Annotated in this window: 13 protein-coding genes; all 13 read right to left on the bottom strand. The window is 69.5% G+C overall.

Going from position 1 to position 13,701, the window contains the following annotated elements:
* Window positions 1-891 carry a Gfo/Idh/MocA family protein gene (locus tag ACTHL4_RS09330; RefSeq protein ID WP_440282478.1) on the bottom strand — a complete coding sequence of 297 codons (891 nt, stop codon included), beginning with the start codon at window positions 889-891 and terminating at the stop codon, window positions 1-3.
* A 135-nt stretch (window positions 892-1,026) separates the two neighbouring features.
* Window positions 1,027-3,867: a translation initiation factor IF-2 gene (gene infB / locus ACTHL4_RS09325; protein WP_440282477.1), complete on the bottom strand. Its 2,841-nt coding sequence runs from the start codon at window positions 3,865-3,867 to the stop codon at window positions 1,027-1,029.
* Window positions 3,868-4,061: 194 nt separating this feature from the next.
* Window positions 4,062-4,424, bottom strand: a complete 363-nt coding sequence (locus ACTHL4_RS09320) for a YlxR family protein (protein ID WP_440282476.1) — start codon at window positions 4,422-4,424, stop codon at window positions 4,062-4,064.
* Window positions 4,405-5,415 carry a transcription termination factor NusA gene (gene nusA, locus ACTHL4_RS09315; RefSeq protein ID WP_440282475.1) on the bottom strand — a complete coding sequence of 337 codons (1,011 nt, stop codon included), beginning with the start codon at window positions 5,413-5,415 and terminating at the stop codon, window positions 4,405-4,407. Before nusA ends, ACTHL4_RS09320 begins: the two co-directional genes overlap by 20 nt.
* The gene (rimP, locus tag ACTHL4_RS09310; protein ID WP_440282474.1) at window positions 5,415-5,957 is read right to left on the bottom strand and encodes a ribosome maturation factor RimP; all 543 of its coding nucleotides are present in this window, start codon (window positions 5,955-5,957) and stop codon (window positions 5,415-5,417) included. The genes nusA and rimP overlap by 1 nt, the downstream gene beginning before the upstream one ends.
* Window positions 5,958-6,111: 154 nt before the next feature.
* Complete coding sequence (locus ACTHL4_RS09305) at window positions 6,112-6,990, bottom strand: ABC transporter permease (RefSeq protein WP_440282473.1); 879 nt, start codon at window positions 6,988-6,990, stop codon at window positions 6,112-6,114.
* Entirely contained in the window at window positions 6,977-7,768 is a 792-nt protein-coding gene (locus ACTHL4_RS09300) for an ABC transporter ATP-binding protein (RefSeq protein WP_440282472.1), read from the bottom strand. Before ACTHL4_RS09300 ends, ACTHL4_RS09305 begins: the two co-directional genes overlap by 14 nt.
* Window positions 7,765-8,865, bottom strand: a complete 1,101-nt coding sequence (locus tag ACTHL4_RS09295; RefSeq protein WP_440282471.1) for an ABC transporter substrate-binding protein — start codon at window positions 8,863-8,865, stop codon at window positions 7,765-7,767. Before ACTHL4_RS09295 ends, ACTHL4_RS09300 begins: the two co-directional genes overlap by 4 nt.
* 28 nt (window positions 8,866-8,893) lie before the next feature.
* A complete protein-coding gene (locus ACTHL4_RS09290) occupies window positions 8,894-10,192 on the bottom strand; it encodes a sulfate adenylyltransferase subunit 1 (RefSeq protein WP_440282470.1) in 1,299 nt (432 codons plus the stop codon).
* Window positions 10,193-10,194: 2 nt separating this feature from the next.
* Window positions 10,195-11,109 carry a sulfate adenylyltransferase subunit CysD gene (gene cysD, locus ACTHL4_RS09285; RefSeq protein ID WP_440282469.1) on the bottom strand — a complete coding sequence of 305 codons (915 nt, stop codon included), beginning with the start codon at window positions 11,107-11,109 and terminating at the stop codon, window positions 10,195-10,197.
* Between the two features lie 58 nt (window positions 11,110-11,167).
* A complete protein-coding gene (gene cysC, locus ACTHL4_RS09280) occupies window positions 11,168-11,722 on the bottom strand; it encodes an adenylyl-sulfate kinase (protein WP_440282468.1) in 555 nt (184 codons plus the stop codon).
* A complete protein-coding gene (locus ACTHL4_RS09275; RefSeq protein ID WP_440282467.1) occupies window positions 11,719-12,411 on the bottom strand; it encodes a phosphoadenylyl-sulfate reductase in 693 nt (230 codons plus the stop codon). The genes cysC and ACTHL4_RS09275 overlap by 4 nt, the downstream gene beginning before the upstream one ends.
* Complete coding sequence (locus tag ACTHL4_RS09270; RefSeq protein ID WP_440282498.1) at window positions 12,408-13,637, bottom strand: nitrite/sulfite reductase; 1,230 nt, start codon at window positions 13,635-13,637, stop codon at window positions 12,408-12,410. Before ACTHL4_RS09270 ends, ACTHL4_RS09275 begins: the two co-directional genes overlap by 4 nt.
* Window positions 13,638-13,701: the final 64 nt, after the last annotated feature.

Below are 13,701 nucleotides of genomic sequence, written 5' to 3'. Positions count from 1 at the left end.
TCACGGTGCAGCACACTGGCCACGAGCCAGTTGCGCCGCAGCGTCGACCAACAGCTCCACGACCGCAACGCCGAACTCGAGACCGAGCTGGTGCTCGACGCCGTCGGACGCAGTGGCGGCCAGTTCGTCGGCGGCCGTCGCGAGAGCGGCGTCGGCGGTCGTCGCCGCCGGCGGCGCCGGGCTCACGCCCGACTCTCCCCAGACCCGCATGCCCCAGGTGTATGCCGCAGGAGGTCCCCACAGCGCGAGCGTCGCGGTGCTGACGGCACCCGAGTCGTGGACCAGCGTCAGATGCACGGCGTCGCCGACGCCCGCCACTGCGACCACCGAGCGCACCGGCCCGAGGGCCGCGGTCAGCGTCGCCAGCAGGTGCGGCCCGATGTCCCAGAGAGCGCCTTCGCGCTGTCGCCAGGGCGAGTCCTTGTAGGGACTGTCGGGTCGCTGGTTGGCCACGACCCATTCGGTCCAGGATCCCCGCCAACCGCCGATCGACGCGAGTTCGGCCAGCCAGGAACGGGTTTCGGCCGTGTAGCGCGCAGTGAAGAACACCACGGCACGTGAACCCGAGGCCCGCGCCGCGTCCCGCAGCTCCCGCGCGACGGCCGCGTCGAGCGCGACCGGCTTGTCGAGCAGCAGGTGCTTGCCCGCCCGCGCCGCATCCAGCGCGAGCGGCGCCTGCACGTCGGGCGGGACGGCATACGTCACGGCATCGACGGCGTCCAGCAGCTCGGCATACGAGCCCAACGCGCGTACGCCGAGAGCCTGCGCCACCTGCGCGGTCTTGGCGGGATCGCGACCCCACACGCCCACCAGCTCCTGGCCGGATGCCTGTATGCCGGGGCCGTGCGTCTGCCGTGCCCAGTAGCCGGTGCCGACCAGTCCGAATCGCATACGCCCACCCTGGCATGTCCTGACCGCAGTCGCAGCTCGACCGCGAGGAGCACCAACGGACCGAGGGGAGTACGAAATCATGCAGATTCCGTACTCCCCTCGGTCACGAGGTAGTCCTCTCGGTCAGCGACCGGCTCAGTCGCGGGGCTTCTCGCGCATCTCGTAGGTGGCGATCAGGTCACCGACCTGCAGGTCGTTGTACGAGCCGAGGTTGATACCGCACTCGAAGCCCTCGCGGACCTCGGTGACGTCATCCTTGAAGCGCCGCAGCCCGGCGACCTCGACGTTCTCGGACACGACCTTGCCGTCGCGGGTGATCCGCGCCTTCGAGCCACGCTTGATCTCGCCGGACCGGACGATCGAACCGGCGATGTTGCCGAACTTGCTGGACCGGAAGATCTCGCGGATCTCCGCGGTGCCGAGCTCGACCTCCTCGAACTCCGGCTTCAGCATGCCCTTCAGCGCCTGCTCGATCTCCTCGATGGCCTGGTAGATCACCGAGTAGTAGCGGATCTCCACGCCTTCCTTGTCGGCGTATTCGGCGTTCTGACCCTCGGCTCGCACGTTGAAGCCGATGATCACCGCGTCCGAGGCGACCGCAAGGTTGATGTTGTTCATCGTGATGGCACCGACGCCGCGGTCGATGATCCGCAGGTCCACGTCGTCGCCGACGTCGATCTGCAGCAACGCATCCTCGAGCGCCTCGACCGAACCGGACACGTCGCCCTTGAGGATGAGGTTGAGCGTCTCGATCTTGCCGGCCTCGAGCTGCTGGTTGAGGTCCTCCAGGCTGATCCGCTTGCGGACCTTGGCCAGGGCGGCCTGCCGGTCGGCCGCCTCACGCTTCTCGGCGATCTGCCGAGCGGTGCGGTCGTCGGGAGCCACCACGAAGGTGTCACCGGCGCGGGGGACCGACGCCAGACCGGTCACCTGGACCGGACGGGACGGGGTGGCCTCGTCGACGTTGTTGCCGTGCTCGTCGAGCATCGCCCGGACACGTCCGTGCGCGGTGCCGGCAACGATGCCGTCTCCGACCCGCAGCGTGCCCTGCTGCACCAGCACCGTGGCGACCGCACCGCGACCGCGGTCCAGGTTGGCCTCGATCGCGACACCCTGGGCGTCCCGGTCGGGGTTGGCGCGCAGGTCCAGTGCGGCGTCCGCCGTCAGCAGCACCGCTTCCAGCAGTCCGTCGATGTTGGTGCCCTGCTTGGCCGAGACCTCGACGAACATGGTGTCGCCGCCGTACTCCTCGGCGATCAGGTTGTATTCGGTCAGCTGCTGGCGCACCTTGTCGGGGTTGGCGCCCTCGACGTCGACCTTGTTGACGGCCACGACGATCGGCAGATCGGCGGCCTGCGCGTGGTTGAGCGCCTCCACCGTCTGCGGCATGACGCCGTCGTCGGCCGCGACGACCAGGATCGCGATGTCGGTCACCTTGGCACCACGGGCACGCATGGCGGTGAACGCCTCGTGACCCGGGGTGTCGATGAAGGTGATCGCGCGGTCCTTGTCCTCGTGCTCGACATGCACCTGGTAGGCACCGATGTGCTGGGTGATGCCGCCGGCCTCACCGGACTGCACGTCCGCGTGCCGGATGGCGTCCAGCAGTCGGGTCTTACCGTGGTCGACGTGACCCATGACGGTCACCACCGGCGGACGCGGCTTGAGGTCGTCGTCGTCCTCCTCGGCCTCGAGGTCGATGTTGAAGGAGTTGAACAGCTCCTTCTCCTCTTCCTCCGGCGAGACGATCTGGATGTCGTAGCCGAGCTCCGAGCCGAGCAGCGCGAAGGTGTCCTCGTCCAGCGACTGGGTCGCCGTGGCCATCTCACCGAGGTGGAAGAGCACGGTCACCAGCGACGCGGGATTGGCGTCGATCCGGTCGGCGAAGTCGGTCAGCGACGCGCCGCGGCGCATCCGCACCACGGTCGAACCGTCGCCGCGCGGCACCTGCACACCACCGATGGTGGGTGCCTGCATCTGCTCGAACTCTTGACGCTTGGCGCGCTTGGACTTGCGGCCGCGGACCTTTCCGCCGCCTCGTCCGAAGGCACCCTGGGTGCCACCGCGGCCACCGGGACCCCGGCCACCGGGTCGGAACCCGCCGCCACGGCCGGCGCCGGGGCCACCGCCGGGACCGCCACGGCCTCGGGCCGGCCGCTCGCCGGGGCGAACCGCCGCACGGTCGGGCATCATCCCCGGGTTCGGACGCGGAGCGCCGGGTCGCGGCGCCGCCGGACGAGGCCCGCCGGCACCGGTGCCACCGGGACGCGGAGCGCCCGGGCGCGGACCGGCCGCACCACCGGCACCGCCACGGCCGGAGGCCGGACGCGGCATACCCTGGCTGGGCGCGAAGGGGTTGTTGCCGGGACGCGCCGGTCCGCCCGAGCGCATGCCCTGGCTGGACGAGAACGGGTTGTTACCCGGACGCGGCGCTCCCGGACGCGGTGCGCCACCGCGCCCGCCACCCGAACGCTGTGCGCCCTGCTGACGGTCCGTACGCGGACCCGGAGCAGCCGGGCGCGGTCCCGCGTTGCGGGCCGCCGGGGCGGACGGAGCCGGTGCGGACGGAGCCGGCGCGCCAGGTTTGGCGGCCGGTGCAGGCGCCGGTGCGGCCTGCTTCGCCGCGGGTGCCTCGGCGGCCGGTTTCGGCGCTGCCTGAGGACCCGGCTTGGGGCCGGGCTGGGGTGCAGCCTTGGGCGCCGGCGCAGCCGGAGCGCTCGTCGTGGTCGTCGAGGTCGATTTCTCGGCGGTCGGCGGCGTCGGGGCAGCCTTCTTCGCCGGAGCTTTCTTCGCAGTCGCTCCATCGCCGGACTGAGCGCCGGCGGGAGGGTTCTCCTTGATCTTGCGAACCACCGGAGCCTCGATGGTGGAGCTCGCCGTCTTGACGAACTCGCCCTGCTCCTTCAGGTAGGCAAGCAGATCCTTGCTTGGCATTCCGAGCTCTTTCGCGAGCTCATGAACCCGAACCTTAGCCACACTTCTCCTTGTCGGATTGCGGCGGTCCGGGTCGGCCGGCCAGGTCAGCCGGGCAGCACGAACCGCCAGTTTGGGTGCTTCATCGCTGAGTACTCATCGGGTGCTCATCAGCGTCAAAACCCGCCTTCGGTCGATGTTGCTGCGTGAACGTCTCCGCTCACGGTCCACTCGTCATACCGGTTGTATGACGGGCGTCACTGCCCGGCGATCCACTCCCGGACCCGCGTCAGGTCCACCGCAGTGGTGATCCGTAACGCACGAGGAAGGGCTCGCCGCTGGTCCGCCTTGTCGAGGCAGTCCAGCCGAGGATGCAACCAGGCCCCTCGACCCGGCAGCCGGCCGCGCGTGTCGGGCACGACCAGCGCAACCGTGGGTTGCTCCGCGTCATTCCCGACGAGTGCGACCACCCGTAGCAATGCTGATCGTTCGTCGCGAGTCCGGCACCCCACACAGGTCCGCAACCCCGCGTGCCCGGTCGCGGGAACAGGTGGGTTGCGGCGGCCTCGCGTGCGACCGCTCACCACCAGCCTACCGCAGTCAGTCGGATGCCCCGGCATCGCCGGGCCCGTCGGTGTCCGGCCGGATGTCGATCCGCCAGCCGGTCAGCTTGGCCGCCAACCGGGCGTTCTGGCCCTCCTTGCCGATCGCCAGGCTGAGCTGGAAGTCGGGGACCACGACACGGGCCGAGCGGGCACGGTCATCGATGATCTCGACCGACTCCACCCGTGAGGGCGACAGGGCCGCGGCGATGAATTCCGCCGGGTCGTCGGAGAAGTCGACGATGTCGATCTTCTCCCCCCGCAGTTCGGTCATCACCGCGCGCACGCGAGAACCCATCGGGCCGATGCAGGCACCCTTGGCGTTGACGCCCGGCTGCTTGCCGCGGACCGCGATCTTGCTGCGATGTCCGGCCTCCCGCGCCAGCGCGGAGATCTCCACGGTCCCGTCGGCGATCTCGGGGACCTCGAGGGCGAACAGCTTGCGGACCAGGTTGGGGTGCTTGCGGGAGAGCAGGATCTGCGGACCCTTGGGACCGCGCTTGACGCTCACGACATACGCGCGCAGCCGCTCGCCGTGGACGTAGCGCTCGCCGGGCACCTGCTCGGCGGACGGGAGCAGACCCTCGACGGTGCCGAAGTCGACGTGCACCGCGTGCGGGTCGCTGGACTGCTGGATGACGCCGGCGACGACGTCGCCCTCACGGCCGCGGAAGTCGCCCAGGATCGCCTCGTCCTCGACGTCGCGCATGCGCTGCACGATCACCTGGCGGGCGGTCGCCGCCGCGACGCGGCCGAAGTCGCTCGGTGTGTCGTCGAACTCGGGCCCGGGTTCGCCGCGGTTGCCTTCATCGTCCACCGGGGCGTCCTCGCGCGCCCACACGACCACGTGCCCGCTCTTGCGGTCGAGTTCGACCCGGGCGGTGCGATAAGTGCCGTCCTCGCGGTGGTATGCCGTCAGCAGTGCCTGCTCGATGGCGGGCACGATCACGTCCATCGGGATGTCCCGCTCGCGCTCGAGCGCGCGCAACGCGGCCATGTCGATGTCCATCAGTGGTCGTCTCCTTCTGGGTCGCTGCTGCGGTTGAACTCGACCTGCACTGCAGCGCGCAGGCCGTCGTCATACGAGAAAGACTGCTCGGTGGCGGGAGCCTTGCGGTCGCCACCGACCGCGAGAGTGAAGCCCTCGTCGTCGGCCCGCGTGATGCGGCCGGTGACCGGTGACTGTTCGGGAACCGTCACCTCGACGAGGCGGCCGACGTTGCGCCGGAAGTGTCGCGGCTGAGTCAGTGGACGGTCGGTGCCGGGTGAACTCACCTCGAGAACGTAGGGCTGCTCCCCCATCGCGTCGGTCTCGTCCAGCCGGTCACTGACCACCCGGGTCGCCTCGGCCACCTGATCCAGGTCCAGCGAGGGCACGACGGCTGTCGGGTCGGTCGGCGCGGGAAGGTCACGATCGACCAGGACGCGCACCAATCGGCGCTTGCCCGCGGGCATCACGGTGATGTCCTCGATCACGAGTCCCAGCGGCGCGAGGACCTGGGCGAGATCTGCGCAGATGCGTTCCGTCCGGGCGGATGGTTTCTCGCTCATTCCTGACGCGCTCCTGCTGTTCTCGAGTGGAGTGCTCACCCTACCGTGCAGCGCAGGTGGTCCTGGGCGGGCGCGACACGCAGTCCGCTCTGCCCCGCCGAGAATGCCGATCGCGCGGCCTGAGCCGCGCTCGGCACCCTGGGGATCGACCAGGTCAGCTGCCGGCCGGCGCGAGGCCGCGGTCGCGCAGCACCTTGCGCTCGATGGGTGCGAAGACGCCGAGCTCGACAACGACACCGACCACCAGGATCAGGATCATCACGCAGACGACGGTCGGCATGTCGCTGAGGTTGCGGCCGTTCTGCATCAGCTGGCCGAGCCCGGTGCCGAGCTCCGGGCTGTTGACGATCAGCTCCGCCGCCATCAAGGACCGCCAGGAGAACGCCCATCCCTGCTTCAGCCCGGTCAGGTAGGCCGGCAGCGCGGCCGGCACGAGCACGTGCCGCACGAGTGCGAGGCCGCGGGCGCCCAGCACGGTGCCGGCGCGCCGCAGGATCGGCGGTGTCTGGTCGAGGCCGCCGATGAGTCCGTTCGCGATCGAGGGCACCGCCCCCAGCAGGATGACGAAGTACATCGCGGACGGGCTGAGTCCCACCAGCAGGACCGCGAACGGCACCCACGCCACCGACGGCATCGCCTGCAGTGCAGCCAGGATGGGCCGGAGGCCCTTGCGCAGGAAGGAGATCTGACTGATCAGCAGGCCGAGCGCGGTGCCGATCAGCAAGGCCAGCACGAAGCCGGCGACGCCGCGGCGCAGACTGGTCCAGGTCGCCGACCAGGCGGTGCCGTCGGCGATCATGCGCCACAGCTGGTGCCCCACCGTGGACGGCGCAGGTATGACGTACTCCGGTTTGACCGCAGACGCCCACACCGCCTGCCAGATGCCGACGAACGCGATGACGACCACGATCGGCGCGACCACGGCCACCGGATCGACGCGCCGCCGGGGCGGCCGACCCTCCTCCAAGGCGTCCAGACCATCGCTGATCCGCGCGAAGTCCTCGGTCGCGCGACCTTCTTCACGCACCGGCATGGCGACCGATCTCGGTGCGCAGGGAGGCGGTGATCTCGGCCGCGAGCTCCATCACCGGGGCTTCCTGGTGGGATCGGCCGGCCGGCAGATCGACGTCCCAGGTGCGCAGCACCCGACCGGGCCGCGACGACAAGAGGACGACGCGCTGGCCGAGGCGGACAGCCTCGCGCACGTTGTGTGTCACGAAGACCACGCTCAGGTCGGTCTCCTGCCACAGCTGCGTCAGTTCCTCGTGCAGCACGTCGCGGGTGATCGCGTCGAGCGCGGCGAACGGCTCGTCCATCAGCAGCAGGCGTGAACCCTGAGCGAGACTGCGGGCCAACGCGATCCGCTGCCGCTGCCCACCGGACAGCTCATGGACCCGCCGGTCACCCGCGGCACCCAGGCGCACGAGGTCGAGCAGCTCCTGAGCGCGGCCGCTGCGTCCGGATTTCGGCGTCCTGCCGAGCTTGAGCGCCAACTCGATGTTGCCGCGCGCCGTCAGCCAGGGGAAGAGTGCGGACTCCTGGAACATCAGGGCCGGGCGTTCCGAGGCGCGGACGGTTCCGGACGTGGGCCGGTCGAGACCGGCGATCAGCTGCAGCAGGGTGGATTTGCCGCAGCCGGACGCACCGACGATCGTCACGAATTCGCCGGGGGCGACGCTCAAGTCCACGCCGTCGAGGGCGGTCACGACTCGGTCGCGCTGACGGAACTCCTTGCGCACCGCGCGCACCTCGACGCGTGATCGCGGTGCGTCCTGGCGCTCGGGCCGTTCCAGAGTGAGGGTCTCGGTCATCGCGTCTCCTGACCCAGTCCGGCGTCCGGAACCGTGTGCAGATGTTGCGATTTCAGCACACGGTTGAGGATCGACAGGTCGTAGATGCCGTGCAGGTCGGTCTGCTTGAGCAACCCGATCGACTCCGCGTGCTGCGCGGTTGCCGCGAGCGACGCGGCATACGGGTTCCAGCCGGGTGTGAGGTTGCGCAGCGCCTCGGCCGTGACACCGGCCGGCAATGCCTTGCCGTTGAGCTTCGTCAGCGCTGCGTCGATCTGTTGCGCCGAGCCGGCCGGGTCGGTCGTGATCCGCTGCGCTGTCTTGATCTGTGCGGTGATCAGGGCGCGGACGGTCTGCGGGTGCTGGGTCAGGAACGTGGTCGACACGAGCAGGTTCGTGGTGATGAACCGGCCCTTCGGCCACTGGCTCTTCTCGTCGACCAGCACCTTGCCGCCGCCCTGCTCGACCAGTCGGGTGGCCCACGGCTCGGGCAGCCATGCCCCGTCGATGCGCCCCTGCCGGAACAGTTGCAGACTCTGCGAGTTGTCCTGCGCGACGACGTCGACGTTCTTCGCGCCGCTGCCGTTGACGGTGAACCCGTTCTTCTTCAGGAAGTACTTCAGCGCGACGTCCTGCGTGTTCGCCAATTGTGGTGACGCGAGCGTCTTCCCGGCGAGCTGGGACACGGACGTGATCCCCGGCTTCACCACCAGTGCGGCGCCCCCGGAGGCACCACCCGCGACGATCCGTACGTCCTTGCCACCGGTCCTGGCGAAGGCGTTGATGGCCGGGTTCGGTCCCAGATAGACCGCATCGACCGAGCCCCCCAACAATGCCTCGGTGGCGGCCGGCCCGGCGTTGAACGTCTGGGTCGTGAGCTTGGTGCTGCCGAGCTCCTGGGCGAACTCGCCATCGGCGACACCGAGCACCGGCACCGCGTGGGTGACGTTCGGGAAATAGCCCAGGCGCAGCTGGGTCGCCGGCGTGCCGGCACCATTCGTCGCGGGGGCGGTCCTGTCGGCGGCGTCCGCTCTTCGGGAGCAGCCGCTGAGCGACGCGATCGCGAGCGCAGCGATGACGGGCACGGTGAGCACACTCACCTTGCGGGTGGGTCTCATGACAGAAGTCCTTGCGTTGGCGGGGAGGTCAGTTGGCGAGAGCGCCGAGCTCGGAGCCGGTCAGACCCGCGGCGAGGGTCGCGCCGGTGTCCGGATCGATCACCACGAAGGCACCGGTGGCGCGCTGCTGCGCGTAATCGTCCACGGCGACCGGCTCCGCGAGTTGCAGCCGGATGCGGCCGATATCGTTCAACTCCAACGGATCCGAGTTGTCCTGCCACTGCAGGTCGTCCACGTGCCACGCCGCGTGCGGCGCCGCGAGCAACGCCCGCGTCGTCTTCGTGCCGGCCTTGACCAGCACCCGCTGCCGAGGCGCGGATGCGCGCTCGTCGAGCCAGGTCACCACCGCGTCGAGCTGCTGGGTCGTGTGAATGGGTCGGTCGGTCGTCAGCACCTCGCCGCGACCGACGTCCAACTCGTCGGCGAGCCGGATCGTGACGGACGCCCCTATCGAGGCGGCGTCGACCTCGCCGGTGACGCCGTCGATCCCCACGACGGTCGAACTGCGACCGCTCGGGTATGCCGTGACGGTGTCGCCGACCCGGACGGTGCCGGACGCGACCCGACCCGCCAGGCCCCGGTAGTCCGGGTGCTCCGGCGTCCGTGGCCGGATGATCAGCTGCACCGGCAGCCGGAACGGTTCGTCGTCCGCCGCTGCGCGCGGCGGCAGGGTCTCCAGCACGTCGAGGAGCGGTAGGCCGGCATACCAATCGGGTCCGGGTACGGCGACGTTCTCGCCGGTGAGGGCACTGATCGGGATGATGTGAGTGGCCTCGATCCCGACGCGCTGCGCCAGCGCTCGCACGTCGTCGGCGACGTCGGCGAAGCGGTCCTCGGACCAGTCCACCGCGTCCATCTTGTTGATCGCGAAGACGACCTGCGGGACACGCAGCAGGGACAGCACCGCGGCGTGCCGGCGGGTCTGTGCGGAGACACCGTTGCGCACATCGATGAGCACGACGGCGGCCTCCGCAGTGGAGGCGCCGGTGACCGTATTGCGGGTGTACTGCACATGACCTGGCGTGTCCGCGAGCACGAAATTCCTTCGGGGCGTTGCGAAGTAGCGATATGCGACATCGATCGTGATGCCCTGCTCACGCTCCGCGCGCAGGCCGTCGGTCAGCAGGGCGAAGTCGAACTCGGTCGCGCCGCGTCCCTGGCTCGCGTGCAGCGTCGCCTCGAACTGGTCCGCCAGGATCGACTTCGTGTCGTGCAACAGCCTCCCGACGAGGGTGCTCTTGCCGTCGTCGACCGAGCCGGTGATGACCAGGCGCAGCTGGTCACGATCGGTGATCGTCCTGTCCGTGGTGGTCTCGGTGGTCGTCATCTCTAGAAGTAGCCTTCCCGCTTACGGTCTTCCATGGCGGCCTCGGACAGTCGGTCGTCGGCCCGGGTGGCGCCGCGTTCGGTGAGGGTGCTGACCGAGATCTCCTCGATCACCTCCGTCACCGTCGTCGCGGTGCTGAGCACGGCGCCGGTGCACGACCCGTCGCCCACCGTGCGGTAGCGAACGCTCAACGTTTCCAGCGTTTCTCCCTCTCGAGGCCCACCCCAGGGACCGGGAGTGAGCCACATCCCGTCGCGGTGGAAGACCGGCCGCTCGTGGGCGTAATAGATGCTCGGCAGGGCGACGTCCTCGGCCTCGATGTAGCGCCAGACGTCCAGCTCGGTCCAGTTCGAGATCGGGAACACCCGGGTGTGCTCCCCCGGCGCGTGCTTGCCGTTGTAGATGCGCCACAGCTCCGGACGCTGCTTGCGCGGGTCCCAGCCACCGAACGCGTCGCGCACCGAGAAGATGCGCTCCTTCGCGCGGGCACGGTCCTCGTCCCGGCGCGCGCCACCGAGCAACGCATCGAACTTCCGTGTCGCGATCGTGTCCAGCAGCGGCACGGTCTGCAGTGGGTTGCGCGTGCCGTCCGGCCGCTCGGTCAACCGTCCGTCCGCGAGCCACTCCTCGACGGCCGCGACGACGAGCCGGTGACCACCGTCGGCCACCACCCGATCGCGGAACTCGATGACCTCGGGCAGGTTGTGCCCCGTGTCGACGTGCAGCAGCGTGATCGGGAGCGGCGCCGGAGCGATCGCCTTGCGAGCGAGGTGCAACAGGACCGCCGAGTCCTTGCCACCGCTGAACAACAGTGCCGGCCGGTCGAACTCGGCGATCACCTCGCGGATGATCTCGATCGACTCCGCCTCCAATTCACGCAACGACACGTCGGTCGCGGACAGCGCGGTGGTCGTCATGCCGGACGCCTCGTTCCTCGGACTCCGGCATCTGACCCGATGCTCATTGGTCGCTCGCTCATGCTGACTCCTTCATAGGACTGAGCAGGGTGCCGACGACGGTCACGGCGTCGGCGAGATCCACCTGCTCGGTGTCGATGGTCAGATCGGGTCGCAGTGGCGGCTCGTAGGGGTCGTCGATGCCGGTCATGCCGGTCAACTCCCCCGCGGCTGCCTTGGCGTAGAGCCCCTTCACGTCCCGCCGCCGGCATTCCTGCAGAGGTGTCGCGACGTACACCTCGTGGTAAGGCGTGCCATGGGTCGCATGGTGTGCACGCACGGCGTCGCGGGCGTCGGCATACGGGGCGATGACCGGCACCAGGGCGACGACGCCGTGCCGGGCGAGGAGTTCTGCGACGAAGCCCACCCGAGTGACGTGGGCGTTGCGGTCGTCCCGCGAAAAGCCCAGTCCGGCGGACAGGTTCGTACGCAGTTCGTCGCCATCGAGGATCTGAACGCGATGTCCGCGTGCGGTGAGCTCGGCCGCGACCGCCTCGGCGATCGTGCTCTTGCCGGCACCGGAGAGCCCGGTCAGCCAGATGGTCGCGCCCGCACCATTTCCGCTACTACTCATAGGTGTATTCCGCACTCCGTCTTGTCGGTGCCGGCCCACCGGCCGGAACGCGCGTCGGCTCCTGCTGCCACCCGCCGGGTGCACGGAGCGCACCCGATGGACGGATATCCCTGTGCGAGAAGCGGATTGCTGATCAGCTGGTGCTTCTCGATGTATGCCGCGACGTCATCGTCGGTCCAGGTCGCGAGCGGTGCCAGCTTGATCTTGTCGCGGCGTTCGTCGAACGACACCACCGGCGTGTCACGCCGTGACTCGGACTCGACGCGGCGCATTCCTGTTGCCCAGGCGTCGTATTCGTCGAGCACCTCGTCCAGCGGCTGGGTCTTGCGCAGCGCGCAGCACAGGTCCGGATCACGCTCGTGCAGCGCGACACCGTGCTCCTCGTCCTGCTCGGGCACCGTCTGGCGGGGCGTGATCGTCCGCAAGTGCACGCGGTATGACGCCGCCACCCTGTCGCGCGTCTGCAGCGTCTCCGGGAAGTGGTAGCCGGTGTCGAGGAACAGCACCTCGACCCCGGGCAGGACCGTGCTGGCCAGATGCACCAGCACCGTGTCCTGCATCGATCCGGCGACCGCGAGACGCAGTCCCGAGTCGACCGCCCAGTGCATGATCTCCTCCGCGGTCGCATCGGCAAGGGACGCAGCGCCGTCCGTTGCCAGCTCCCGCAGTCGGGCCTCGGCGAGTGTCATCGCAGGGACTCCTCGTCGGCACGGACCGCCCAGTCCGAGAAGCTCTCGCCGTCCGCGCGTTGCGCGACGTAGTTGCGCGCGACCCGTTCGATGTAGTCACCGAGTTCGGCAGATGTCACCTTGTGGCCGCGCAGCTTCCGGCCGAAGTCCGCCCGCTGGCCGAGACGCCCGCCCAGATGCACCTGGAAGCCCTCCACCCGGTTGCCGTCCTGGTCGGTCACGATCTGACCCTTCAGGCCGATGTCGGCGACCTGCACCCGAGCGCAGGAGTTCGCACTACCGTTGAGGTGCACCGAGATTGGCCGCCCCGGATCGATGTCCGCGAGCCGCTGTTCCAGCTCGGGCAGCAGCCGGTGCGCGCGCTCCTTGGTCTCGACGATTGCGAGCTTGCAGTATTCGACGCCGGTGCACGCCATGATCGTCCGGCGCCAGGGCGTCGGTTTCGCGCTGAGTCCCAACGGTTCCAGAGTACTGATCAGCCCCTCGACCGCGTCGTCACGCACGTCCGCCACGATCAGTTTCTGGTAGGGCGTCAGGCGCACCCGCCGCGATCCCGCCGCCTCGGCCGCATCGGCAACCGCCGCGAGCGTGCTGCCACTGACCCGGCCGGCGACGGCCGTGAAGCCGACGTACTTCCCGCCGCCTCGCTGCTCGCTGACGCCGACGTGGTCCATGGTGCGCGAGGGCACCGGTGCGGGCGGGCCGTCCGGCAGTGGTGTCTTGAGGTATTCGGTCTCCAGCACCTCGCGGTATTTCGCCGTCCCCCAGTCTGCGACGAGGAACTTCATCCGGGCCCGGTTGCGTGAACGCCGATAGCCGTAGTCACGGAACAACCGGACGACGGAGACCCACACGTCGGGCAACTGTTCGAGTGTCACGAACACGCCCAGCCGCTCGGCGAGGAACGGATTGGTCGACAGGCCACCGCCCACCTGCAGGTCGAAGCCGGGACCGAGCTGTGGGTGCTGCACGCCGACGAACGCCACGTCGTTGATCTCGGGCGCCGAGTCGGGCAGCCAGGCGATGGACGTCTTGAACTTGCGGGGCAGATTGGACAGGTCGGGGTCACCGACATACCGGCGGTTGATCTCGGCGATGGCCGGTGAGACGTCGACGACTTCGTCGACGCTGAGCCCGGCGACCGGAGAACCCATCACCACGCGGGTGCAGTCACCGCACGCCTCGGTCGTGGGGGGGGCCCCGGGCGCCCGGCGGGGCGCGCACAACGGGCCCGGGTCGGTAGCGAACCCGGGGGACGGGCCCAAGACCCGCGCGGGGTGGTGGGGGGGG

This window comes from Flexivirga sp. (assembly GCF_051955415.1).
Lineage (GTDB): Bacteria > Actinomycetota > Actinomycetes > Actinomycetales > Dermatophilaceae > Flexivirga.
Note: the sequence above shows the minus strand (reverse complement) of the source record. Positions and strands in the feature narration are given on the sequence as shown.

Bases quoted from the DNA above. Each gene is read 5' to 3' on its own strand.
- ACTHL4_RS09330 (WP_440282478.1), bottom strand. From the start codon at position 891: ATGCGATTCGGACTGGTCGGCACCGGCTACTGGGCACGGCAGACGCAC.
- ACTHL4_RS09320 (WP_440282476.1), bottom strand. From the start codon at position 4,424: ATGCCGGGGCATCCGACTGACTGCGGTAGGCTGGTGGTGAGCGGTCGC.
- nusA (WP_440282475.1), bottom strand. From the start codon at position 5,415: ATGGACATCGACATGGCCGCGTTGCGCGCGCTCGAGCGCGAGCGGGAC.
- rimP (WP_440282474.1), bottom strand. From the start codon at position 5,957: ATGAGCGAGAAACCATCCGCCCGGACGGAACGCATCTGCGCAGATCTC.
- ACTHL4_RS09305 (WP_440282473.1), bottom strand. From the start codon at position 6,990: ATGCCGGTGCGTGAAGAAGGTCGCGCGACCGAGGACTTCGCGCGGATC.
- ACTHL4_RS09300 (WP_440282472.1), bottom strand. From the start codon at position 7,768: ATGACCGAGACCCTCACTCTGGAACGGCCCGAGCGCCAGGACGCACCG.
- ACTHL4_RS09295 (WP_440282471.1), bottom strand. From the start codon at position 8,865: ATGAGACCCACCCGCAAGGTGAGTGTGCTCACCGTGCCCGTCATCGCT.
- ACTHL4_RS09290 (WP_440282470.1), bottom strand. From the start codon at position 10,192: ATGACGACCACCGAGACCACCACGGACAGGACGATCACCGATCGTGAC.
- cysD (WP_440282469.1), bottom strand. From the start codon at position 11,109: ATGACGACCACCGCGCTGTCCGCGACCGACGTGTCGTTGCGTGAATTG.
- cysC (WP_440282468.1), bottom strand. From the start codon at position 11,722: ATGAGTAGTAGCGGAAATGGTGCGGGCGCGACCATCTGGCTGACCGGG.
- ACTHL4_RS09275 (WP_440282467.1), bottom strand. From the start codon at position 12,411: ATGACACTCGCCGAGGCCCGACTGCGGGAGCTGGCAACGGACGGCGCT.